The sequence below is a fragment of the Cupriavidus sp. a3 genome, assembly GCF_051015765.1.
Classification (GTDB): domain Bacteria; phylum Pseudomonadota; class Gammaproteobacteria; order Burkholderiales; family Burkholderiaceae; genus Cupriavidus; species Cupriavidus oxalaticus_A.
In genome coordinates, this window is sequence record NZ_CP170644.1 from 392,068 (window position 1) to 413,712 (window position 21,645).

The following is a 21,645-nucleotide window of genomic DNA, read 5'->3' on the forward strand; positions in this document are numbered from 1 at the left end:
TTCTTAACTCGCCTTGCGAAGACACTGAATTGCCTTTTGGCGCGGCCGTGGGCTAACGTACGGCCAGAGTCGGCACGGTTGGCGGCGCGGCCGGCATTGCCTGCGCCAGCGCCGGCGCCGTTGTGGAGCGGAGAGATTCGTGAACAGACGGTATTCGGAAGAACAGATCCGCAGCTACCTGGCCGAAGCGGCCAGCGGCGTGCCGGTGCGCGAGCTGTGCGCGCGCTATGGCTTCAGCGATGCCTCGTTCTATGGATGGCGCGCGCGCTACGGGGACCAGAGCCAGAACGATGCCCGCGACGGGCGCAAGCTGCGCGAACTGCAAGAGGAGAATGCGCGGCTTAAGAGTATGCTTGCGGACGCACTGCTCAAGCTCGAGCTGCTGCGCAACCGTACCGGCCGCCGCCAGGGCAACGGCAAGGATCGCTGAAGGCACGGCTGGTTTTTCCGCAACGCAATGCCGCGCACCATGGCTGTCGCCATGCCCTGCGCAGGCCCCTGGAGTACTGGTTTTGAAGAGGTTTGTTTGCAAGTGCGGCCTGCTGACGGCCGCCATCGTGGCAATTTCCCTGCACGCCACGTCGTGGGCAGCGAGTCCTGCCGCATCCGCAGCCGCCGCCGGAGGTACGCCGATGGTGGCGCCACCGCCGCCGCGGATGCTGGACGAAGCCACCGCCGTGGTCGAAGGCCCCGGTGGCACCTTGTCCGCATCGCAGCGCCAGCACTGCCAGGGCCTGCTGGACCAGATCGATGCGCTGCCGAAGGGGCCCCAGTGGTCCGAAGGCAAGTCGTCGGTGACCACGGCAGACGGCCGCACCTATCCGACACTGGAGCGGCAGCCGGATCGCAAGCGGCTGGAAGAGGCGTATCGGCAGGAGTGCACGCAGCAACGTCGCTGAGTGCGCAACCCCCGGGGCTGCAAGCCGTCGCCGACGGCTAGGACGCCGGGCCCCGGCACATCGCCATCGCGGGCGCGAATTCCGCGCCCGGATCACCTTCGCGCGCAGGCCGCTGTGCGCCGCCGTCAAGGTCGGCATAGATCGAGGCAAGCCCGGCGGAGTCGATGATGCGCAGCCGCCGCTGGCGCACCGCGATCAGACCAACCGATGCAAAGCGCGACAGCAGCCGCGATACCGTTTCCAGCGTCAGGCCCAGCAGACTGGCGATATCGGCGCGCGACATCGCCAGCGTCAGCGTGCTGTCCTGCCGGCCATGGCGGCGTGCCTGCTCGCCGGCAAGGTCCAGCAGCAGCATGGCCAGGCGCTGCGGGGCTTTCATCGATCCCACGGCAACCAGCAGCACGCGCTCGCGCTCGGCGTTGCGGCGCATGACCGCCAGTGCGGCGATGCGGAAGGCCGGCGCAGCCATCAACTCGCGCAGCGATTCGACCGGCACCGCGCACACCTCGGAGTCCTGCAGCGCGATCGCCGCGGCACCGTGCTGTGGCGCTTCATGCGGTTCCAGTCCCAGCACATCGCCCGGCAAGGAAAAGCCGGTGACCTGGCGCCAGCCCAGCGGCGATTCGTAGACCTGCTTGGCGCTGCCCGTGCGCAGCGGATAGACCGTCAATGCCGGGCGTCCCTGGCGGACGACATAGTCGCCGGCGCGCAGGCTCAGGCGCTCGGGCCGCAGGCGCGTGCCGGCGGGCGCGGTGGCGGCGGCCGTCGCGGCTGCGCCACAGACGGGATGGAAAAGGCAAAGCGAACAGGCGGGGGCGCCCTGATCCGGCATGGGTATTTTGACGCAAGGGCAATCGACAAGTCAGTATAAAACGCCCGCATCGCCAGCCAACTTGCTGCGATCTTCTATTCTTTCGATTCCAGTGTTCAATATTTTCGCGATGGCGGGGGAGGCCCGGGCGTGGCGCCAAGGCAATCCGCGTGCCACATCCGCCTCACGGGAAGTCCATCCGGGGTGTGGTATGCTGCAACGCACAACAAAGGCACCCCGGGGGAGATTCCGTCATATGAGCAGGAGTCCTCATGACCAAGAGCCTAGCCGCTGACTGGCACGCACAACTCCGGCGCCTGAGCCGGGTGCAGGCCCGAACTGAAACTCAGGTGAAGTCCTGGCTGCGACGCCTCGATTCGCTGAACCCGCTGACACCGTCACGTCCGCAGGACGCGCCAGCCCGCCCACGCCGCTCGGCTGTTGCCCCCCTGACGACGCCCGCCACGCCGCCCGCGTGGTCACCCGCGAGGTCGCCCGCCACGTCACCCATCGCGCCGGACGAACTGCCCGGCACTTGGCAGGCACACCGGCTGCGCCTGGCGGCGCTGCCCGGCGAACTGGTGCCGCAGCTGTCCTATCACCTCTATATCCCGTCCAAGCGCCATCGCGGCCCGTTGCCGGTGGTGGTGCTGCTGCATGGGTGCCGGCAGACGCCCGATGCCCTCAGTGCCGGCACGCGCATGAACGCGCTGGCAGAACAGGAGGGCTTTATCGTCGCTTACCCGCAACAGCCGCTGCGGCGGCAGGTCCAGCGCTGCTGGCAGTGGTTCGACCTGAGCGCCGCCGAGGGCGGGCGCGAGGCGCAGGCCCTGGCAGCACTGCTCGATGCGCTGGCCGCGCGCCACGATGTGCGCGAGCGCGAGATCTACCTCGCCGGCATGTCCGCCGGTGCGGCCATGGCCGCGGTGGTGGCGCTGCGTTACCCCGGCAAGGTGGCCGCGGTGGCGATGCATTCCGGTGTCGTGATCGGCGCTGCCGACACGCCGCGCGCCGGCCTGCACGCCATGCGGCACGGTGCCACGGCCGAGCCGGCATGGCTGCTCGACGCCGCTGGCGTCACGCCAGGCGGGCCCGAGATGCCGGCGCTGGTGATCCACGGCCTCGCCGACGATGCGGTGCACCCGGTCAACGGCAGGCTGCTGGCGCGCCAGTTTCTCGCCTACAACGAGCTGGAAGACCGGCTTGCCGCGATTCCGGACGCAGGGCCCGACGCGGCGCCGGGCGAAGAACCCGGCCGCTGCCGCGAGTACCGCTTCGGCCGCTGGAGCCGCGACCTGGTCGCGCTGGTGGAGGTGGAAGGGCTGGACCACGCCTGGAGCGGTGGCGACGCCAGCTACGGTTTCCATAGCGACATCGGCCCCGACGCCAGCGCGATGATGTGGGATTTCCTGCGCCAGCACCGGCGTTGAGCCGCGACCACGCGCGCATGGAAAAAGGGAGGGCAATTGCCCCGGCAATTGCCCTCCCTTTCTCTGCGTTTCAGGGCCACCAAGCTTCAGCCGCGCAAGCGGTCCTTGACGAACAGCGCCGTCACCATGCCCGGCACGCACAGCGACCACATCGCCGTGGTCGAAGCTGGACTGCCAATGCGCAGACGCGGCACCTGAACTGGAGAACTACGCTGACGCCGCCTCCGCCGTCGCATCAATGTCTCCGGCGTTGAACTCGGTCAGGCAATTCAGGTCGAGCGCACGGATGTGCTCGACCATGAAATCGATGAAGACGCGATTTCGCGTGGGCAGGTGTTGCCGGCTCAGATAGCAGATGTAATGCCCGCGGTCGTCGGGCGAGTGCCTGCTCATCGCAACCAGCAGGTTTTTGCTCGCGATGTGATCGCAGATTTGGTAGCCGGCCATCTGCGCAATGCCCCATCCCTGCAGCACCGCCTGCAGTACAAGGTCGGCATCGTTGAAGGTCATGCGAGCCGCTGGCGTGTACTTGCGGACAATGCCGTCGACCTTGAACTCCCAATCGAACACGCGCCCGCTGGAATAGCGGAAATTGATGCACTCGTGCTGCGGCAGGTCTTCCAGCGTCTGTGGCAGGCCGTGCCTGGCCACGTAGGACGGCGCTGCGCACAATGCCATCTGCATCGGAATCAGCTGCCTGGCGATGATGCTCGAATCCTCGATCCGCCCGTTGCGGAACGCGATGTCGATCTGTTCCGAGGCGAAATCCGTCGACCCAGTTCCTTGAATTTTTCGGCGGCATCGTGCAGTCGGCCGGACAGGGCGACACGATCACACTCGCGTCCGCGCTGATCCAGCCTGTCGCGTCGGACGATGTCCGCGTTCCGCACGGTGCCCGGTTCGTCCGGCAAGGCCTTCGGACTCGACAAGGCCGCAAGGGAGCCCCGCGAATGTGGAGCTATCAGAAAATCTGAGAGATTCCATCAATATTATTCGATTTTCTTTTTGAGTGCGGTGCCGCAAAGTCTGGGCAAGGAGTTAAACATGAATGCACGAGCGCCCCTGACTGCGCTGGCTCTTGCCGGTGCCTGGCCACAACCTTCTTTTGTTTCCACCGCCTCCGGCACCTCCGTTCCCTATGTGGAAGCTGGGAGCGGCGAGCCAATGGTATTCGTGCACGGGTCGCTGTGCGACTACCGCTATTGGGAGCCGCAGCTCGCTTCTCTGTCGAAGGACTTCCACTGCCTCGCTCCGAGCCTGGGCCACTATTGGCCACAAACCAGTGCGAACGGACGCGGCGACTTCAGTTGGGAGGCGCACGTCGCGGAGATTGCGGAGTTCATCGATGCGCTCGGTCTGGGGCCGGTCCATCTGGTCGGCCACTCGCGTGGCGGTTGCATTGCGTTTCATCTAGCGTGTGAATACCCTCACTTGGTGAACACGCTCACGCTCGCTGATCCAGGCGGCCCACTTCAGGCAACGCCGCAAGCAGGGGCCGGCAAATTGCCGCCGGCCACCCATGCGTTGAGAGAGAAGGCTGCAGCACTGGTTGAGCAAGGCGAATTCGATGCCGGTCTGAATCTGTTCGTAGACTCGGTAACCATGCCTGGTTTTTGGAGCAAGAGTTCCCAGGGCTTCCGCAGGATGGCGCTCGATAATGCGCTCACACTGCCGAAGCAGCTGCGTGACCCGTTGCCCGCCTACACACGCGAAGCGGCCGGCGAAATCCGGTGTCGAACGTTGCTGATCGATGGGCAAAAGAGTCCGCGCATGTTCCGTGGCACGGTCGAGAAGCTTCAAGAATGGATCGTGCACGCTAAGCGTCAGACAATTGCCGGAGCCTCTCACGGCATGAATATTGCCAACCCAGGCGCGTTCAATCGGGCGGTTGCCGAGTTGGCTGGCTAGAGAGGCCCTGTCTCGCAGAGTTCGTGGATCGAGCCGTTGATCGCCATCGTGACCGAGGAAATCCTGACGCGTCATTCACGGAAGGCGCGCCTACAACGACTTCAGATACTCGGCCAGATCCGCAATCTGCTCAGCGGTCAACCCCAGCCCTTGCCTGGTGTTATAGGTCTGCGCAACGTCCTCCAGCGTTGCAGCCGACCCGTCGTGGAAGTAAGGCGGATGCTGCCACACACTCCTGAGCGGACTGGTTCGATACTGCTTGCCGAACGTGAGGCATAGCTGGGCGATTCCGGTTCGACCATCGAGTCGCTCGGCGGATGCAGGCGCGCATTGGCGTCGGTAAGCAGTGTGCCGCTATGGCAGGTGGCGCAGCGGCCGGCGCCTTCGGACACCAGCCTGCATATCGGCGAAAGCGCCTTCCACAAGGCAAGGCTATTTCGTCCGACCGGGTCCGAACGGGCGCCTGTTGCGAGTGGGTGATGGCGCTGCGCGCCCAGGGCGGCACGGTGAAAGAAATCGCGCGCGAGCTCTCAGTCGACAATCGAACCGTACACAAGTCGTCACCGCGGGGGCATTCCCCGAGCGCGTCGGATACAGCGCGGGAGTGGCAGGCGCGGTGTGGCGGGTAAGCCACAGGCTTGCGACCAACCACTTCGCAAAGGCCATAAAGATGCCAGATCGGCATTTTTGGCGGTGACTGAGCAATTCCCATGTCTTTGCTTTGTCCGAATCCGTTGCCATAATGGCGACAAAAAAGTGAAATCCGGGGCACAAAGCAGCGTGTAACGCCGGAGTGCGGGGTCAGATTTTCTGGGACGACATGGAATTCAAGCAATCCATTCAGGCAGTGGCCGCCACGCCGCGCGGCCGGCTGGCGACCCGCGTTGCCGGCGGCGTGGTTGCCGCGCTCGCGGTGTTCGGGCTGGCGGGCTATATCGGCGGACCGCCGCTGCTCAAATACCTGATCGAAAAGAACGCGACTGAAGCACTCGGGCGCAAGGTCACGCTGGGCAAGGCGCATGTGCGGCCGTTCGAACTGGCCGCCACGCTGTCTGACCTGACGATCTACGAGCGCGACGGCAAGACGCCTGCGGTGACGCTGGGCGAGGCCGAGGCCAATACTTCGGTGGCATCGCTGTGGCATCTGGCACCGGTGGTGGACAACCTGCACGTCGACCGCCTTGCCGTGCGCGTCGCGCGCGGCGCCGACGGGCGCATGACCTTTGCCGATGTCCAGGAAAAATTCGCAGCACTGCCGCCCAAGCCGGCCGATGCCAAGCCGGCGCGCTTCTCAGTCAACAATATTGCCGTGACCGGCAGCAGCTTCAGCTATGACGACAGGCTGCTCGACACCAGCCTGCGCGTCGACCACCTGACGCTGACGCTGCCGTTCCTGTCCAACCTGCCGCATGACGTCGAGATCGTGACGCGGCCGACGCTGAGCGCGCGGGTCAACGGCACGCCGCTGGCGCTCGATGGCGAGGTGCTGCCCTTCGCCGATTCGCGCCAGACCCGGCTCAATGTCAATCTCGACGGGCTCGACGTGACGCGCCTCATGGCCTTCGCGCCGCCGCTGCGCGATGCCGAGGTCAAGTCCGGCAAGCTTGATACGCGCCTGACGGTGGCGTTCCGCCAGCAGAAGGACACGCAGGAAATGCTGCTGATGGGCACGGCCGCGCTGCGCGATGCGGATATCCGCACGCGCGCGGGCCAGCCGCTGGTGAAAAGCGGCCGGCTGGCGCTGGACATTGCCCGGCTCGAGCCGCTGGCGCACCGGGCCCAGCTGCGTAGCGTGGAAATCGAAGGGCTGGGGGTGCAGGCGGTACGCCGCGCCGACGGCACGCTGAACCTGGCGACGGCGTTCCTGCCGCAGGCGGTAAGCAAGTCGACCGACGGCGTGGCACCGGCCCCCGCTCCCGCTCCGGCTCCGGCTGCGGCGGCGTCCGCGCCCGCCGAGGCTGCTTCCGCTGCTCCTGCTCCTTCGGCTTCTGCCGCGCAAGCCGCGCCGGCCGGCCCCGCGGCCAAGGACCAGCCCTGGCGCTATGCGGTCGACCGCATCGTAGTAAAGCAGGCCAACCTCGGGTTTGAGGATGCGCTGGCGCCCTCGGGCCCGGGCAAGCTGGCGCTGGGCCCGCTCGACGCCGAGGTCAAGGGCTTTGCCGGCACCGAAGGCGACAAGCCGGCGCATATCGATGCCACCCTGACCGTGGCCGACGGCCAGACCCTGCACCATGCCGGCGACCTGCTGCTGCGCGACGGCACGCTGGCCGGCACGCTCGAGACCAAGGGGCTGCGGCCGCAGGGCTTTGCCGCGTGGTGGCCGCGCGAGCTGCGCAGCCAGTTCGGCGAGACCGCGGTCGATGCCGAGCTGCACTACCGCATGTCGTGGGCGGCGCCGCAGTTCCAGTTCGTGCTGGAAAAGTCCCGGGTGGAACTGGCGCCGCTCTATGTCGCCACACGCGATCCGGTGGTGATGCCGGCCGCGCCTACCGCCACCGCCAACACCGCCAACACCGCCAACACCGCCAACACCGCGAATGAAGCCGCGACGCAGGCCCCCCAGCGCGTCAGCCGTCGTGCGCGCGAACGCGCCGAGGCCGACCGTGCAGGCGCCAACCTGCCGCTGCTGCGCGCCGAGAAGCTGGTGCTCGACGATATCCAGTTTGACCTCGCGCGCCAGACCTTCGCGACCAGCCAGGTGACGCTGGCGCAGCCGCAGATCGCGGCCACGCGCGACCATAGCGGCCAACTGCTCGAAATGGCGCGGCTGTGGGCCAGCGAATCCGCCCAGCAGGCTCGCGCCACGCCGCGCAAGGCACCGGCCCCTGCCGCGAATGCCACGAATGGCGCTAGTGGCGCCAATGGCAGGAACGGCAGTGCCGCCGCAGGTGTCTGGCAAGCCAGGATCGGCAAGATCGCCGTCGACGGCGGCAGCGCGCGCGTGGCCGACTACCAGCCGGCCGAAGCCAACCGCGGCCGCCCGGTGATCCACCAGTTCCGCAATATCGAGCTCAGCACCGGCGCCATTGCCTGGCCGCTGACGCCGGCGGCGGTGCCGGTGAAGCTGCACGCCGAATCCGGCCGGCGCGGCGTGATCGGCATCGACGGCACCGTCTTGCCTGCCATGCCGGCGAGCCGCCTGCAGCTGGACCTGCGCCAGGTCGAAATCGGGCCGCTGCAGCCGTACCTGGCCGACCGCCTCAACGCGGCGCTGCGTAGCGGCACGCTGACCGTCAAGGGCAAGCTCAATGTCGACGCGCCCACCGGCAAGCCGATCGCCGCGCAGTTTGCCGGCAACGTGCTGGCCGGCAACGTGCGCACGGTCGACCGTGTCAGCGGCGAGGATTTCCTGCGCTGGCGCTCGCTCGCGCTGTCGGGCATCGACTTCGCGATGGATGAGAGCAAGGGCCCGATGCGCGTCAGCCTGGGCAATATCGCGCTGTCCGATTTCTATGCGCGCGTGATCCTGAACGCCAACGGCCGCCTGAATCTGCAGGACGTGCTGGCCGGCGGCGCGGCCAAGGGCGAGGCGGCGCCGTCCACCAGCCTGACGCAGGCCAACCCGGCCTCGGCGCCGGCGACGCCGCCGGTGCAGGCCGGTGACACGCGCACCGCGCAGGTCGAGCAGAAGCCGGGCGGCCCCAAGCCGCAGATCCGCATCGGCGGCGTGTCGGTGAACCAGGGCAACATCAATTTCTCGGATTTCTTTGTCAAGCCGAACTACACGGCCAACCTGACCGGCATGAAGGGCTCGGTGTCCAAGGTGTCGTCGGGCGATCCCGCGCCTGCCGACCTGGTGCTCGACGGCCGCATCGACGACGATGCGCCGGTCACCATCAGCGGCAAGATCAACCCGCTGGGCGAGCAGTTGTTCCTGGACATCGCCGCCAAGGCATCGGGGGTCGAGCTGACGCGGCTGACGCCGTACGCGGCCAAGTACGCCGGCTACCCGATCACCAAGGGCAAGCTGACCGTCGATGTCGCCTACAAGATCGAGAACGGCAAGCTGGATGCGAGCAACCACCTGTTCCTCGACCAGCTTACCTTCGGCGAGCGTGTCGACAGCCCGGACGCGACCAAGCTGCCGGTGCTGCTGGCGGTGTCGCTGCTGAAGGACCGCAATGGCGTGATCGACGTGAACCTGCCCGTCTCCGGCTCGCTGTCGGATCCGGAATTCAGCATCGGCGGCGTGATCGTGCGCGTGATCGTCAACCTGCTGACCAAGGCGATCACTTCGCCGTTCTCCTTGATAGCCTCTGCCTTCGGCGGCAGCAGCGAGGAGCTCGGCTACGTCGAGTTCGCGCCCGGCACGTCGACGCTGACGCCGGCGGCGAAGGAGAAGATCGGCAAGCTCGGCCAGGCGCTCAATGACCGGCCTTCGCTGCGGCTGGAAATCAGCGGCCGCATCGACCCGGCCACCGACGAAGCCGGCGCGCGCCGCGCGTGGCTGGATGCGCGCGTGGCCGAGCAGAAGCGGCGCGACCTGCGCAACAGCGCGCAGGCAGGCACCGAGGCCGGCGACGACGAGTCGGGCGTGCAGGGCGCCGAGATCAAGGTGTCGAAGCAGGAATACCCGAAGTACCTGGAAGAGGTCTACAAGCGCGCCTCGATGAAGAAGCCGCGCAATTTCGTCGGCTTTGCCAAGTCGCTGCCGCCCGAGGAAATGGAGAAGCTGCTGATGGCCAATGCCACTGTCTCCGAGGCCGACCTGAAGCGCCTTGCCGAGCAGCGGGCGCTGGTGGTCAAGCAGTCGCTGGAGCGCGAAGGCAAGGTGCCGGAGAGCCGGCTGTTCCTGACCGCGCCCAAGCTCACGGCCGAGGGCATCAAGGACAAGGGCGCGCCGAACCGGGTCGATTTCTCGATCCGGCAGTAGCCGTGGCGGCCGGCGGCGCCATCACGGCGCCGCCGGCAAAAAACGGTATGATTCGGCCCGGACAATGTGTCATGACCGAATCTGGAGAATGTTTTGCAGGATCAACTTGAAGCGGCCGTTGCCTACAAGACCTGGGTGTGCGTGATCTGCGGCTGGGTCTACGACGAAGAACAGGGCTGGCCCGAAGATGGCATCGCCCCCGGCACGCGCTGGGAAGACATCCCCGACGACTGGCGTTGCCCCGAATGCGACGTCGGCAAGGGCGAGTTCGCGATGATCGAGCTGTAATGCATGACGGCGCTTTGCAGCGCCGTCATGCATTGACTAGCCATGCCGCCGCAAAGGCGGCCGGCACAGGCCGGTGTGGTGACGTTGCGCGGCATAACGCCGGTAGCGCATCCGATACGGGTGAACGCTGCGCCACAGGGCCACCAGCACGGTAACAAGCAGCAGGGCCGCCATGATGGCGGCAAGCAGGGCGATCGACATGGCGGCCCTCCTCTTCGCGATTCGTGCGGATCGTGCAAAACCTGCCAGCCCGGCCTCCCGGGCCGGTATCAGATCAGCATCGGCAGCGCTTCCAGCACCAGCACCGCGACCAGCGCGCCGATCAGCGCTCCCATGGTCCGGCAACTGATACGCAGGTACTTGGCGGTCACCGGGATCGAACCCATGGCGATCACGCCCACCAGCGCCATCGGAATCAGGAATACAAGATCATGCGCGGTGAAGTGCATGGCGGTCTCCTGTCTCTCTTTTGTGATTCCAGTATAGGCAGTGTGTGCCGCGCGCAAGGCAGCGCGCATCGGGATTGTCCCGTAGTGTGCACAGCAGCCGGGCGTTCGCAGGTATCGTTATCGGCACTCCTGCGCCGATGGCGTTGCGCCACGCACGAAGCGGAAGTGTTTTTCGCCATGCCGGCAGCCTGATGGGAAGCGCGTGTCCTATGCTGATCAGAGACGCGGGCCCCGATCCCATCCATGTCGAAGGTCCCGCCGACTCAAGAGAGAGAGACGGAGGTGGCTATGGAACTTCACATGCGATCGCACCATTACGTGCGGCGCCAGCCGGACTGGACCGCGGCAGCGGTGTCGGGGCTGGCCGCGGGCGCGCTGCTGCTGGTGCTGGAACTGTTCTGGTCGTCGATGGTGTCGGGCGTCAATCCGTGGGTGGCCACGCGCATGATCGCGGCGATCGTGATGGGCCCGGACGAGCTGCAGACGTCGCTGTTCACCGTCGGCACGGCGGCCGCGGCACTGGCGATCCACTTCGTGCTGGGCGCGGTGCTTGGCATGATCCTGGCGGCGATCATCGCGCCGTTCACGCTGGACTCGAGCCTCGGCATGGCGATGCTGGCCGGCGCCGTGTTCGGGCTGGTCGTCTACTTCTTCAATTTCTATGTGATGACGCGCGCGTTCCCGTGGTTTGTCGAGGTGCGTGGCTGGCATACGTTCATCGGCCACCTGATTTTCGGCGTGACGGCCGCGGCGTGCTACTGGAAGCTGGAAAGCAAGGACGTGTCGCACTGAGATGACGCAATGAGCCGCGGTGCTCAGCGGCCGAACCGAGACATTTTTCAACCCGGGGATCGTGCCCGAACGGCACGGCAAGACGCATGCACGTTTCCTGCGCGCTTTGGCCATTACACGGGGCCGCGCGCGACCATGGCGGTGGCATGGAGCCGAAGGGTTCCTGCCGCCGCTTTTTCTGGGCGGACCGCTTGTGCATGGAGGCACGCATTTGCCCGCCATGTCGCCTTGCAGTGACCTGACGGCATGCACTAGTCTTATCTAACCTTGCGTGACTTCCGCATCCCTCGCCGCGCGCGAGGAGGAGGGTGGTTATGGCGTTGGCCATTGCACTCGTCGTCATCGTCGTCGCTTCGGTGCTCTTCCATTTTCTGAGCCCGTGGTGGGCGACCCCGCTGGCGTCCAACTGGAAGCAGATGGACGACACGCTGACCATTACCCTCGTCATCACCGGGATATTCTTCGTCGTCATCAACCTGTTCGTCGGCTACATCGTCTGGCGCTACCGGCACAATGCGCCGCATCCCAACGGCGGCACTGGCCACCGCGCCGCCTACGAGCCGGAAAACCGCAAGCTCGAGTGGTGGCTGATCGGCGGCACCACCCTGGGCGTGGTGGCGTTGCTGGCGCCGGGCCTGTTCGTCTACGCCGACTACGTGCGCCCGCCGCGCGAGGCGATGGTGCTGGAGGTGGTGGGCCAGCAATGGTCGTGGGGGTTCCGCTTTCCGGGCAAGAGCGGCGAGCTGGGTGCTTCCGACCCGCGCTTCATTACCGGTTCCAATCCGCTGGGCCTTGACCCGGACGACCCGCGCGGGCAGGACAACATCGTCATCGTGGGGCCCGAGGTACACCTGCCGCTGAACAAGCCGGTGAAAGTGCTGCTGCGCTCCAAGGACGTGCTGCATGATTTCTATGTGCCGCAGTTCCGCGCGCGCATGAACATGGTGCCGGGCATGGTGACGTCGTTCTGGTTCACGCCGACGCAAACGGGACGCTTTGAAATCCTGTGCGCGCAGCTGTGCGGCGTGGGGCACTACAACATGCGCGGCATCGTGGTGGTGGACGAACCCGCCGCGTACGACGCCTGGCTGGCGAAGCAGCAGACCTTTGCCATGGCGCTGGCGAAGGCGGCGGCACCGCCGGCCGCCATGGCCGCCGCAGCGCCGGGCGCCGCCAGCGACGCCGGCGTGGTGGAAAAGGGCCGCGCGCTGGCGCAAAGCAAGGGCTGCGTCGCATGCCACAGCATCGACGGCAATCCCGGCGTGGGCCCGACGTGGAAGGGCCTCTACGGCAAGACCGAGACCTTTGCCGACGGCAGCAGCGCCGCGGTCGACGACGCCTTCCTGCACAAGGAGATCACCGACCCGCACGCGCGCCTGGTGAAGGGCTTCGGTCCGGTGATGCCCCAGCTGCCGATGAGCGAGGACGAGACCGCTGCGCTGATTGCGTATATCAAGTCGGCGGGAACCGGCGCCCCCGCACCGGAGGTCGCGGCGCCGGGCGCGCCCGCTGCCGCCACCAGCGCCGCCACGACCGCGGCAGCCGGCACGGCCGCGCCCGCGCCAGCCCCTGGCGCTGCCTCGGGCACCTATACGACCTCGACCGCGGTGGCCGTGCCGCCCGGCGCGGCGCCCGCGCCGCCACGCAAGTGAGGAGACCCGCATGGCTTACGCCGACGATGCAGCCCATCACGCGCCGCAGAGCTTCTGGACCCGCTACGTCTGGAGCCAGGACCACAAGGTGATCGCCGTGCAGTACACCATCGTGGCGATCGTGGTGGGGCTGGTGGGCGTGGCGTTGTCCAACCTGATGCGGATGCAGCTGGGTTTTCCGGGGCGTTTCGAGTTTATCGACGTCAACCGCTATTACCAGTTCGTCACCATGCACGGCATGATCATGGTGATCTACCTGCTGACCGCGCTGTTCCTGGGTGGCTTCGGCAACTACCTGATCCCGCTGATGGTGGGGGCGCGCGACATGGTGTTCCCCTTCCTCAACATGCTCAGCTTCTGGGTTTACCTGCTGTCGGTGATCGTGCTGCTGGCCAGCTTCTTCGTGCCGGGCGGGCCCACCGGCGCCGGCTGGACGCTGTATCCGCCACAGGCCATCCTGCCCGGCACGCCGGGGCATGACTGGGGCATCATCCTGATGCTGGTGTCGCTGGCGATCTTTATCGTCGCGGCGACGATGGGCGGCCTGAACTACGTCACCACCGTGCTGCAGGCACGCACCGAGGGCATGACGCTGCTGCGCATGCCGCTGTCGGTGTGGGGCATCTTCATGGCCACCATCCTGGCGCTGCTGGCGTTTCCGGCGCTGTTCGTGTCCGCGGTGATGATGCTGCTGGACAAGACCCTGGGCACCAGCTTCTTCATGCCCGCGATGGTGTCGATGGGCCAGCAGCTCACCTACAAGGGCGGCAGCCCGCTGCTGTTCCAGCACCTGTTCTGGTTCTTCGGCCACCCCGAGGTGTATATCGTCGCGCTGCCGGCGTTCGGCATCGTCTCCGACCTGGTCAGCGTCCATGCGCGCAAGAGCATCTTCGGCTATCGCACCATGGTGTGGGCGATCCTGGCGATCGGCGTGCTGTCGGTGGTGGTGTGGGCGCACCATATGTTCGTCAGCGGCATGAACCCGTACTTCGGCTTCTTCTTCGCCACCACCACGCTGATCATCGCGGTGCCAACGGCAATCAAGGTGTACAACTGGGTCATCACGCTATGGCGCGGCGACATCCATTTCTCGGTGCCGATGCTGTTTGCGATCGCGTTCATCAGCACCTTTGTCATCGGCGGGCTGACCGGGCTGTTCCTGGGCAATGTCAGCGTGGATATCCCGCTGTCGAACACGTATTTCGTGGTGGCGCACTTCCACATGGTGATGGGCGTGTCGCCGATCCTGGTGGTGTTCGGCGGCATCTACCACTGGTATCCCAAGTTGACGGGGCGCATGCTCAACGACACCATGGGCCGCGTGCATTTCTGGATCACCTTCATCGGCACCTACGCCATCTTCTTCCCGATGCACTATCTCGGCGTGCTGGGCATGCCGCGGCGCTACTACGCTTGGGAGAACTACGCCTTCATCCCCGAATCCGCGCACGTGATGAACATGTACATCTCGGTGGCGGCCTTCGTGGTCGCGACGGCGCAGCTGCTCTTTGTCTACAACCTGGTGTGGAGCCTGCGCCATGGGGACAAGACTGATGGCAATCCCTGGCGCGCGGCCTCGCTGGAGTGGCAGACGCCGCAGACGCCGCCGGTGCACGGCAACTGGGGCCCGCACCTGCCGGTGGTGTACCGCTGGGCCTATGCCTACAGCGTGCCGGGCGCGCCCGAGGACTTCATCGCGCAGAATGCGCCGCCCGAAGCGGGTGGATCGGAGCCTGAACCCCACGCCAGCCGCGGAGCCGTAGCATGAACGCCGACGCCGTCTACAAGGTCAGCCGCGACGACTTCGGCGGCAACCCCTCCGGCGAGAATGCCGCGCACCGCCACCCGCGGCGCCGCTCGCCGGCAAGCACCGGCCTGTGGGTGTTCATGGGGGTGGTCACGTCGCTGTTTGGGCTGTTCCTGACCGCTTATGCGCTGCGCATGGACAGCCCGGACTGGCACCGCATCGCGCTGCCGTGGCAGGTGTGGCTGTCCACCGCCCTGCTCGCCGCCGGCAGCGCGGCGATGGAGGTGGCGTCGCGCGCGGCACGCCGCGGCAGCATGGGCGTGGCGCGGCTGGCGCTGCGCCTCGGCGGCCTGGGCGCGGCCGCCTTCGTGGTTTCGCAGCTGTGGGCCTGGCAGGCGCTGGGCGCGATGCAGGTCATGCCGGCCGGCAATCCGGCGGGCAGCTTCTTCTACCTGCTGACCGCCATGCACGGCCTGCACGTGCTGGGCGGGCTCGTGGGCTGGGGCTTCGCGGTTGCCGCGCGCGGCAGCGGCGAAGTTGCCGTGCTGCGCATGCGGCTGTGCTCGCGCTACTGGCATTTCCTGCTGGCGGTATGGGTGGTGCTGCTGGCGGCGCTGGGCTGGCTCACGCCCGAGCTGGTGCGCTATCTCTGCGGCACGGCCTAGGACGGGCACGCACGCGCAAGAGGAGGAGAGCGGCATGTCAACGCAACTGTCTTCACCGTCGGCCACGCCGCCCGCGGCTCCGCCACTTGGCGGGGTGCGCGGCCTGCTGGCCGACTGGTCGTCGGACCAGCAGGCCTTCAAGGTGTCGTGGGGCAAGACCATGATGTGGATCTTCCTGCTGTCCGACACCTTTGTCTTCAGCTGCTTCCTGACCGGCTATATGTCGGTGCGGATGGCGACCACGGTGCCATGGCCGAATCCCAGCGAGGTATTCGCGCTGCACGTGGGCGGCGCCGATATCCCGCTGCTGCTGATCGCTATCATGACTTTCGTGCTGATCACCAGCAGCGGCACCATGGCGATGGCCGTCAACTTTGCCTACCGGCGCGCGCGCCGGGAATGCGCGCTGCTGATGCTGGTGACGGCGCTGTTCGGCATGCTCTTCGTCGGCATGCAGGCGTTTGAATGGACCAAGCTGATCGTCGACGAGGGCGTGCGGCCGTGGAGCAACCCGATGGGCGCGGCGCAGTTCGGCTCGACGTTTTTCATGATCACCGGCTTCCACGGCCTGCACGTGTCGTGCGGCGTGATCTACCTGCTGGTGGTGGCCACGCGCGTGCTGCGCGGGCGCTACGAAGCCACCGGCAACTACCAGATCGTCGAGATTGCCGGGTTGTACTGGCACTTCGTTGACCTGGTCTGGGTGTTCATCTTTGCGTTGTTCTATCTCTGGTGAGGGCGGCCATGGCATCGACTCCCGCATCCCCCGCAGGCTCCACGACGCCCGCGCAGCCGGCCGCGCACGAATCCGGGCATGCCGGCGCGCATAGCGGCCAGCAGCATCCCATCGGGCTGTACCTGAAGATCTGGTTGTTGCTGTTCGTGCTGTCGACGCTGTCCTACCTGGTCGACTATTTCCACGTCACCGGCTACCTGCGCTGGACGCTGATCCTGGTGTTCATGGCGCTGAAGGCGGGGCTGATCGTGGCGGTGTTCATGCACATGGCATGGGAACGCATGGCGCTGATCTGCGCCATCCTGGTCCCGCCGCTGTGCCTGCTGGTGCTGGTCTGGCTGATGGCGGAAGAAGCGAACTATACGTTCCTGACGCGCGGCATCTTCTTCCGCTGACGGGGAGGGCGCCGCCGGCTCCGGGAGGGAGCCGGCGGCAGGCCGCCTCAATGGCTGTCGCCGTCGTTCGGCTTCAGACCTGGGTGATGAACTTGGTCACAAGGTAGCCGTCGAACGTCTCCAGGCCGCCCTCGCTGCCGATGCCCGAGTCCTTGATGCCGCCGAACGGCGTCTCGGCCAGCGCCATGCCGAAGTGGTTGATGTTGACCATGCCCGCTTCCAGCCCGTTGGAAACTTCCGTTGCGGTCTTCAGCGAGTTGGTAAACACATACGAGGCCAGGCCAAAGGGCAGGCTGTTGGCGCGGCGCAGCACCTCGGCGGTGTCCTTGAAGCGCGTGACCGGCGCCACCGGGCCGAACGGCTCGTCGGTCATCAGGCGCGAATCGTCGGGCAGGTCGGTCACCACGGTCGGCGCGAAGAAATAGCCCTTGTCGTTGCCGAGGGCGCTGATGCGCGAGCCACCGGCCACCACCTTGCCGCCGCGCTGGCTGGCATCGTCCAGGAACTGCTCCATCGACAGCACGCGGCGCTCATGCGCCAGCGGGCCCATCTGGGTGCCGTCGTCCAGGCCGTTGCCCACCTTGATCGAGCCGATCACCTCGGTAAAGCGCGCCAGGAACTTGTCGTAGGCCTTCTCCTGGACATAGAAGCGCGTCGGCGACACGCACACCTGGCCGGCATTGCGCAGCTTGAAGCGCGCCAGCATCTCGGCGGCGGGCTCGATGTCGGCGTCGTCGAACACCAGCACCGGCGAATGCCCGCCCAGCTCCATGGTCACGCGCTTCATGTGCGCGCCGGCCAGCGCGGCCAGCTGCTTGCCCACCGGCACCGAGCCGGTGAACGAGATCTTGCGCACGATCGGCGATTCGATCAGGTAGGTCGACACTTCGCTGGGCACGCCCCAGACGATGTTCAGCACCCCCGGCGGCAGGCCGGCGTCATGGAACAGCTGCGCCAGCGCCACCACCGCGCTGGGCGAGTCCTCCGGGCCCTTCAGGATCAGCGTGCAGCCCGCACCGACCGCGGCCACGATCTTGCGGATCGCCTGGTTGAACGGGAAGTTCCACGGCGTGAATGCGGCGCAGACCCCGATCGGCTCGCGCACCACGATCTGCCGCACATTGGGCTGGCGCGGCGGAATCACGCGGCCGTAGATGCGGCGGCATTCCTCGGCGTGCCAGTCGGCATGCTCGGCGCAGACCATGATTTCGCCGATGGCTTCGGCCAGCGGCTTGCCCTGGTCCAGCGTGATATTGCGGCCGATCTCCCTGGCGCGCTCGCGGGCCAGCTCGCCCACGCGGCGCAGGATCTTGCCGCGCTCCAGCGGCGAGGACTTCTTCCAGCTCTCGAACGCGCGCTGCGCGGCGGCGAGCGCGCGGTCCAGGTCGGCGCGGGTCGCGTGCGGCAGCTTGCCCAGCACTTCCTCGGTGGCCGGATTGATGACGTCCTGCTCGCGCCTGTCGCCTCCCTTGATGAATTCACCGTCGATATAGAGGGCGAGATCCTGGTACATGCGTGTTCTCCTTGGTGGCGTTCGATGGGCGAAGGGCAAGGCCGCGGCGGCGGGCAACCCCGCGGCCGCGGCCGTCAGTGAACGCAAGCTTACCGCGACTGCGGCGATCATGCAGTGGACGCTGCGCCGGGGGGGCGGGCGCAGGCAGGGAGGAAAGTGCGGCACCCGTCCCCCGCCGGCGCGAGGGAGCTATGGGCCGGAGCGGACTGCGCCCGTGGGCGCTCAGGCCAGGTCGCGCGGCCGCGCGGCCGGGGTGGCGCCGGTGCGGGTGGCTTCCACCACCAGGATCACCAGCAGCGTGATCAGCGTCAGGCCGAACACGGCATAGCCGATGCTGTCGCCCTCGATGGCGAACAGGCTGGGCGCATAGGTCGGGCTGGTGCAGACCATGGTGCCGGCGGACATGCCGGTGTAGTGCATGCCGCAGACCGCCACGCCCATCACCACCGCCGCGGCCAGCTGCTTGCCGCCCGTCTTCACCGTGGTGGCCAGCCACAGCGCCACTACCGACACCACGACGGCGATCACCGCCGACAGTGCGATCACGCCCAGGTCCCAGTCAAAGCCAGGGCTGCGCGTCGTTGTCGTCCGCACACGCCTCAGGGGCGTGTACGCCATGTCATCGCGATATCGCCGGTCTATGTGTGGTTGACCACATAGACGTGAACCCCCCGGTGCCGCGCCCTGTAGAATTTGTCGGACCTATACCTAAACCCCCTAAACCGTCTTCACGTGCGCGCCATCCGGCTTCTTCTGCTGGTCATGATGCTGGCCTTCCTGCCTCTCCAAGGCTGGGAGGATGCGGTCGCGCACACCGTGTCGGCGGACGCCACGGCCAGGGCCGCCGAGGCCGAGTTCGCAGAGCGCGGCGACGCCGGCCACCCCATACCATCTTCGGAAGCCGCCGAGCCGTCGGAGCAGCCCGGCCCCGATCCTTTCGAGCAGCTGTTATCGCCCTCCCCGCTATATCCCGCGGCCTGTGCGGGTAGTTCCAGCCGGCCGCATTACACCGACGGGCCACGGCCCGGTCCCGACCTGCCACGCCTGCCGCGTCCTCCACGCGGCTGATCCCTCACCGTGAGCGGTGTGCGCGATCGCGTTCGGCGTCCTGGCAACAATGATCGTGGCCTAGTTCTCGCGCCAGCGTGAATTGTGCCCTCGATGCGGGTGCCGCCGGGCTGGTGGCCTCGCCCACGCGAACGGCACGACTTTCCGGTCATTCCAGTCATTCACCCATCGAAAGCGCATCGCGGCGCCTCAGTCCGTAAGCTGATGCCAGCGAGACCAATGCCCCGGCGCTGAGCGCGCTGGCACGGGTTCTCTGATATGGAATCATCAATGCAATCGATCCTGCTTCAACCAGGCATGCCAGCGTGGCGGGAAACGCTGGCACGCTGCCACCATGACTGCCATCACACGCCAGGCTGGTACGTAGCAGCAGAGCGCAGTGAGCGCGGCAGTGCGGCTGCCGTCCATGTCACCGACGGATCCCGCGACTTGCTGGTTCCGCTCGTGTGCCGGCCGCTTACCAATGTCAGTTGGGACGCCACCTCGGCCTACGGTTACGGAGGACCGGTAGTGAGCCACGGCGCACCGGCCGGGTTCGCCGACGAGGCGCTTGGCGCCGCGCTGGCGTTGCTGCGCCGTGAAGGCTGCGTGTCGTGGTTTATCCGCATGCACCCATTGCTGAATGCGGACTGGCAGAGCCGCTTCGGGTTGGTGGTCGAGCAAGGGGCCACCGTCTCGATCGACCTCACGAAGAGCCCGGAGCGGCTGTGGCAGGAAACCCAGGCGCGCCACAAGCGCGGCATTAACCGCGCCCGCCGCGCTGGCGTCACCGCACGGCTAGATAGTGACTTCGCCACGCTGCCGCGGTTTATCCGGCTCTACAACGAAACCATGACGCGGTTAAATGCGTCAGCGTATTACTTCTTCGACGCGCAATACTACCGGACCCTGGTGCGATCCCTCGGCAGCGACCTGTTGCTGTTCGTGGCCGAAGAGGACGACTGCGTCATCGGCGGGGCATTGTTCACCGTGTCACGCGAGTCGGGCATCATGCAATACCACCTCGCAGGCTGGGATTGGGAATACCGTCATCGCCAGCCGTCAAAGACGGTGATCCATGCCGCGCGCGAATGGGGCCGGCTTAACCGCATGAGCTGCCTGCACCTGGGCGGCGGATTGGGTTCGGCGAACGATTCTCTGCAGGAATTCAAGCTAGGTTTTTCGCCTGACACGCATGTGTACCGGACGCAGCGCGTGGTTGTGGATCCTGAGCGCTATGTGGCGCTGTCCGGCGGCGACAAATCCACGCTGGACGAACTGGACGGCTACTTCCCGGCGTACAGGCGCCCGGGGGGGCGTTTCGGGCCAGCGCTGCCGTCGACGCTTGTGGCGAGACCATCCCGCCAGGCGAAGCCTGAAGCAAGCGATGGCGGCAGGGGCAATGCAGATTGCCTAGTTGAGGAGGTGTGATTGTGAGGGGGCGTGATTGCCGGCTTCGGCGGGAAGCTGATCGCTGGCGCGGCGGAGCGTGATTACGCCGGCGACTTTGCCATACCGCGCCACCCGCCGATGCTTGCTGAAAGCCATTCGAAAGATCAGCCTGTCATCCTGCAACCGCTGGCACTCCCTCCCGGCACACGCGCCGGCACACACCAGCGCGTCTTAACGGCCGCGCCTTGCCCTGACGCAAGCGCGCGCCGTCTTATTCGCCAGGCCAATAGCAACCCTCATCCAGCCTGCGCCGACCACCACTTCCAATACGAACGGCATTGCGAGCAGATGCATCACATCATGATGTATTGAAGCAGCCCATTCTGTCAAAAAACCCCTTATTTAAAGGGTATATCGGTAAATACCCGTAAACAAAGACAAATGAAAGGCACCTGAAAGATCACCTCTTTAAGGTTCGATCCATCCGTCGGAAACCATGCCCACGGCATGCCGCGTTGCGCAGAGCCAGCGCACGTCCCGGCCTTGCATTTCATGAACTTTGAGGAGAATCGTTTTGCGCATACGCAGCCAAAAGGACTTTGCCTCCGGCCTGATGTTTATCCTGGTCGGTCTGGGCTTTTCCTGGGTCGCACGCGGCTATTCCATGGGAACGGCCGCAAAGATGGGACCCGGATATTTCCCCTTCCTGCTGGGCCTGGTGCTCGCCGTGTTGGGCGCGGTAGTGCTGCTCGGCTCGCTCTCGTCCAAGGGCGAGGAAGACCACCTTGCCCGCTGGGACCTGAAGACCCTGCTGTGGATCCTGGGTTCGGTAGTGCTGTTCGGCCTGCTGCTCAAGCCGCTCGGCATGGTGCTGTCCGTGTTCGTGCTGGTGCTGGTGTCGTCGATGGCGAGCCATGAATTCAGCTGGAAGGGCGCGTTGCTCAACGGCGTAGTGCTGGTGCTGATCAGCCTGGGTGCGTTCGTGTACGGCATCAACCTGCAGATGCCGGTGTGGCCGGCTTTCCTGGGCAGCTAAGGAGTCGCAAAC

19 protein-coding genes and 2 pseudogenes are annotated in these 21,645 nt (G+C 66.3%); 15 read left to right on the forward strand and 6 right to left on the reverse strand.

What is annotated here, in order from left to right; translation table 11 throughout:
* Nucleotides 1–139: 139 nt before the first annotated feature.
* Complete coding sequence (locus ACAD63_RS23780; RefSeq protein ID WP_158577668.1) at nt 140–430, forward strand: transposase; 291 nt, start codon at nt 140–142, stop codon at nt 428–430.
* A gap of 82 nt (nt 431–512) precedes the next feature.
* Nucleotides 513–899 (forward strand): hypothetical protein, encoded by a 387-nt coding sequence (locus ACAD63_RS23785; RefSeq protein WP_431189868.1) that lies wholly within the window; start codon nt 513–515, stop codon nt 897–899.
* Nucleotides 900–936: 37 nt separating this feature from the next.
* On the opposite strand, the gene ACAD63_RS23790 is transcribed toward ACAD63_RS23785, so the two are convergent.
* Nucleotides 937–1,731 carry a Crp/Fnr family transcriptional regulator gene (locus ACAD63_RS23790; protein ID WP_434034441.1) on the reverse strand — a complete coding sequence of 265 codons (795 nt, stop codon included), beginning with the start codon at nt 1,729–1,731 and terminating at the stop codon, nt 937–939.
* 251 nt (nt 1,732–1,982) lie between these two features.
* Here ACAD63_RS23790 and ACAD63_RS23795 point away from each other — a divergent pair, with 251 nt between their 5' ends.
* Nucleotides 1,983–3,140: an extracellular catalytic domain type 1 short-chain-length polyhydroxyalkanoate depolymerase gene (locus ACAD63_RS23795; RefSeq protein WP_133095814.1), complete on the forward strand. Its 1,158-nt coding sequence runs from the start codon at nt 1,983–1,985 to the stop codon at nt 3,138–3,140.
* Nucleotides 3,141–3,347: 207 nt separating this feature from the next.
* On the opposite strand, the pseudogene ACAD63_RS23800 reads toward ACAD63_RS23795, so the two are convergent.
* Nucleotides 3,348–3,908 (reverse strand): annotated as a pseudogene (locus tag ACAD63_RS23800) (substrate binding domain-containing protein); the annotation flags it as partial.
* 276 nt (nt 3,909–4,184) lie between these two features.
* Between ACAD63_RS23800 and ACAD63_RS23805 the strand changes: the two are divergent.
* The 3 genes from ACAD63_RS23805 to ACAD63_RS23815 all read left to right on the forward strand — a co-directional run bounded on the left by ACAD63_RS23805 (nt 4,185) and on the right by ACAD63_RS23815 (nt 10,209).
* Nucleotides 4,185–5,048, forward strand: coding sequence for an alpha/beta fold hydrolase (locus ACAD63_RS23805; RefSeq protein ID WP_434034681.1), 864 nt, complete (start codon nt 4,185–4,187; stop codon nt 5,046–5,048).
* A gap of 820 nt (nt 5,049–5,868) precedes the next feature.
* Nucleotides 5,869–9,921 carry a DUF748 domain-containing protein gene (locus tag ACAD63_RS23810; protein WP_434034442.1) on the forward strand — a complete coding sequence of 1,351 codons (4,053 nt, stop codon included), beginning with the start codon at nt 5,869–5,871 and terminating at the stop codon, nt 9,919–9,921.
* A 93-nt stretch (nt 9,922–10,014) separates the two neighbouring features.
* Nucleotides 10,015–10,209, forward strand: coding sequence for a rubredoxin (locus ACAD63_RS23815; RefSeq protein ID WP_135703117.1), 195 nt, complete (start codon nt 10,015–10,017; stop codon nt 10,207–10,209).
* Nucleotides 10,210–10,245: 36 nt separating this feature from the next.
* Here ACAD63_RS23815 and ACAD63_RS23820 read toward each other — a convergent pair whose 3' ends face one another.
* The gene (locus ACAD63_RS23820) at nt 10,246–10,410 is read right to left on the reverse strand and encodes a hypothetical protein (protein WP_165971506.1); all 165 of its coding nucleotides are present in this window, start codon (nt 10,408–10,410) and stop codon (nt 10,246–10,248) included.
* 68 nt (nt 10,411–10,478) lie between these two features.
* Nucleotides 10,479–10,658 carry a hypothetical protein gene (locus ACAD63_RS23825; protein WP_029047537.1) on the reverse strand — a complete coding sequence of 60 codons (180 nt, stop codon included), beginning with the start codon at nt 10,656–10,658 and terminating at the stop codon, nt 10,479–10,481.
* A 288-nt stretch (nt 10,659–10,946) separates the two neighbouring features.
* On the opposite strand from ACAD63_RS23825, the gene ACAD63_RS23830 reads away from it, so the two are divergent.
* The 6 genes from ACAD63_RS23830 to ACAD63_RS23855 all read left to right on the forward strand — a co-directional run bounded on the left by ACAD63_RS23830 (nt 10,947) and on the right by ACAD63_RS23855 (nt 16,645).
* Nucleotides 10,947–11,450, forward strand: coding sequence for a hypothetical protein (locus tag ACAD63_RS23830; protein WP_135703116.1), 504 nt, complete (start codon nt 10,947–10,949; stop codon nt 11,448–11,450).
* A gap of 314 nt (nt 11,451–11,764) precedes the next feature.
* On the forward strand, nt 11,765–13,102 hold the full coding sequence (locus ACAD63_RS23835) for a cytochrome c oxidase subunit II (RefSeq protein ID WP_133095810.1): 1,338 nt from the start codon (nt 11,765–11,767) through the stop codon (nt 13,100–13,102).
* Between the two features lie 10 nt (nt 13,103–13,112).
* Complete coding sequence (gene ctaD / locus ACAD63_RS23840; protein ID WP_434034443.1) at nt 13,113–14,870, forward strand: cytochrome c oxidase subunit I; 1,758 nt, start codon at nt 13,113–13,115, stop codon at nt 14,868–14,870.
* Nucleotides 14,867–15,514: a bb3-type cytochrome oxidase subunit III gene (locus tag ACAD63_RS23845; protein ID WP_133095808.1), complete on the forward strand. Its 648-nt coding sequence runs from the start codon at nt 14,867–14,869 to the stop codon at nt 15,512–15,514. The genes ctaD and ACAD63_RS23845 overlap by 4 nt, the downstream gene beginning before the upstream one ends.
* Before the next feature lie 34 nt (nt 15,515–15,548).
* Entirely contained in the window at nt 15,549–16,250 is a 702-nt protein-coding gene (locus ACAD63_RS23850) for a heme-copper oxidase subunit III family protein (RefSeq protein WP_133095807.1), read from the forward strand.
* 8 nt (nt 16,251–16,258) lie between these two features.
* Complete coding sequence (locus ACAD63_RS23855; RefSeq protein WP_133095806.1) at nt 16,259–16,645, forward strand: cytochrome C oxidase subunit IV family protein; 387 nt, start codon at nt 16,259–16,261, stop codon at nt 16,643–16,645.
* A gap of 73 nt (nt 16,646–16,718) precedes the next feature.
* Here the strand turns inward: ACAD63_RS23855 and ACAD63_RS23860 are convergent, their stop codons facing one another.
* Both ACAD63_RS23860 and ACAD63_RS23865 read right to left on the reverse strand, forming a co-directional pair.
* On the reverse strand, nt 16,719–18,158 hold the full coding sequence (locus tag ACAD63_RS23860; protein WP_133095805.1) for an NAD-dependent succinate-semialdehyde dehydrogenase: 1,440 nt from the start codon (nt 18,156–18,158) through the stop codon (nt 16,719–16,721).
* Nucleotides 18,159–18,380: 222 nt separating this feature from the next.
* A pseudogene (locus ACAD63_RS23865) lies at nt 18,381–18,722 on the reverse strand (MHYT domain-containing protein); the annotation flags it as partial.
* Between the two features lie 774 nt (nt 18,723–19,496).
* Between ACAD63_RS23865 and ACAD63_RS23870 the strand changes: the two are divergent.
* The 3 genes from ACAD63_RS23870 (at nt 19,497) to ACAD63_RS23880 (ending at nt 21,633) form a co-directional block, all read left to right on the forward strand.
* A complete protein-coding gene (locus ACAD63_RS23870; RefSeq protein ID WP_434034444.1) occupies nt 19,497–20,636 on the forward strand; it encodes a GNAT family N-acetyltransferase in 1,140 nt (379 codons plus the stop codon).
* A gap of 12 nt (nt 20,637–20,648) precedes the next feature.
* On the forward strand, nt 20,649–20,969 hold the full coding sequence (locus ACAD63_RS23875; protein WP_133095803.1) for a hypothetical protein: 321 nt from the start codon (nt 20,649–20,651) through the stop codon (nt 20,967–20,969).
* A gap of 202 nt (nt 20,970–21,171) precedes the next feature.
* Nucleotides 21,172–21,633, forward strand: a complete 462-nt coding sequence (locus ACAD63_RS23880; RefSeq protein ID WP_135703112.1) for a tripartite tricarboxylate transporter TctB family protein — start codon at nt 21,172–21,174, stop codon at nt 21,631–21,633.
* Nucleotides 21,634–21,645 lie beyond the last annotated feature (12 nt).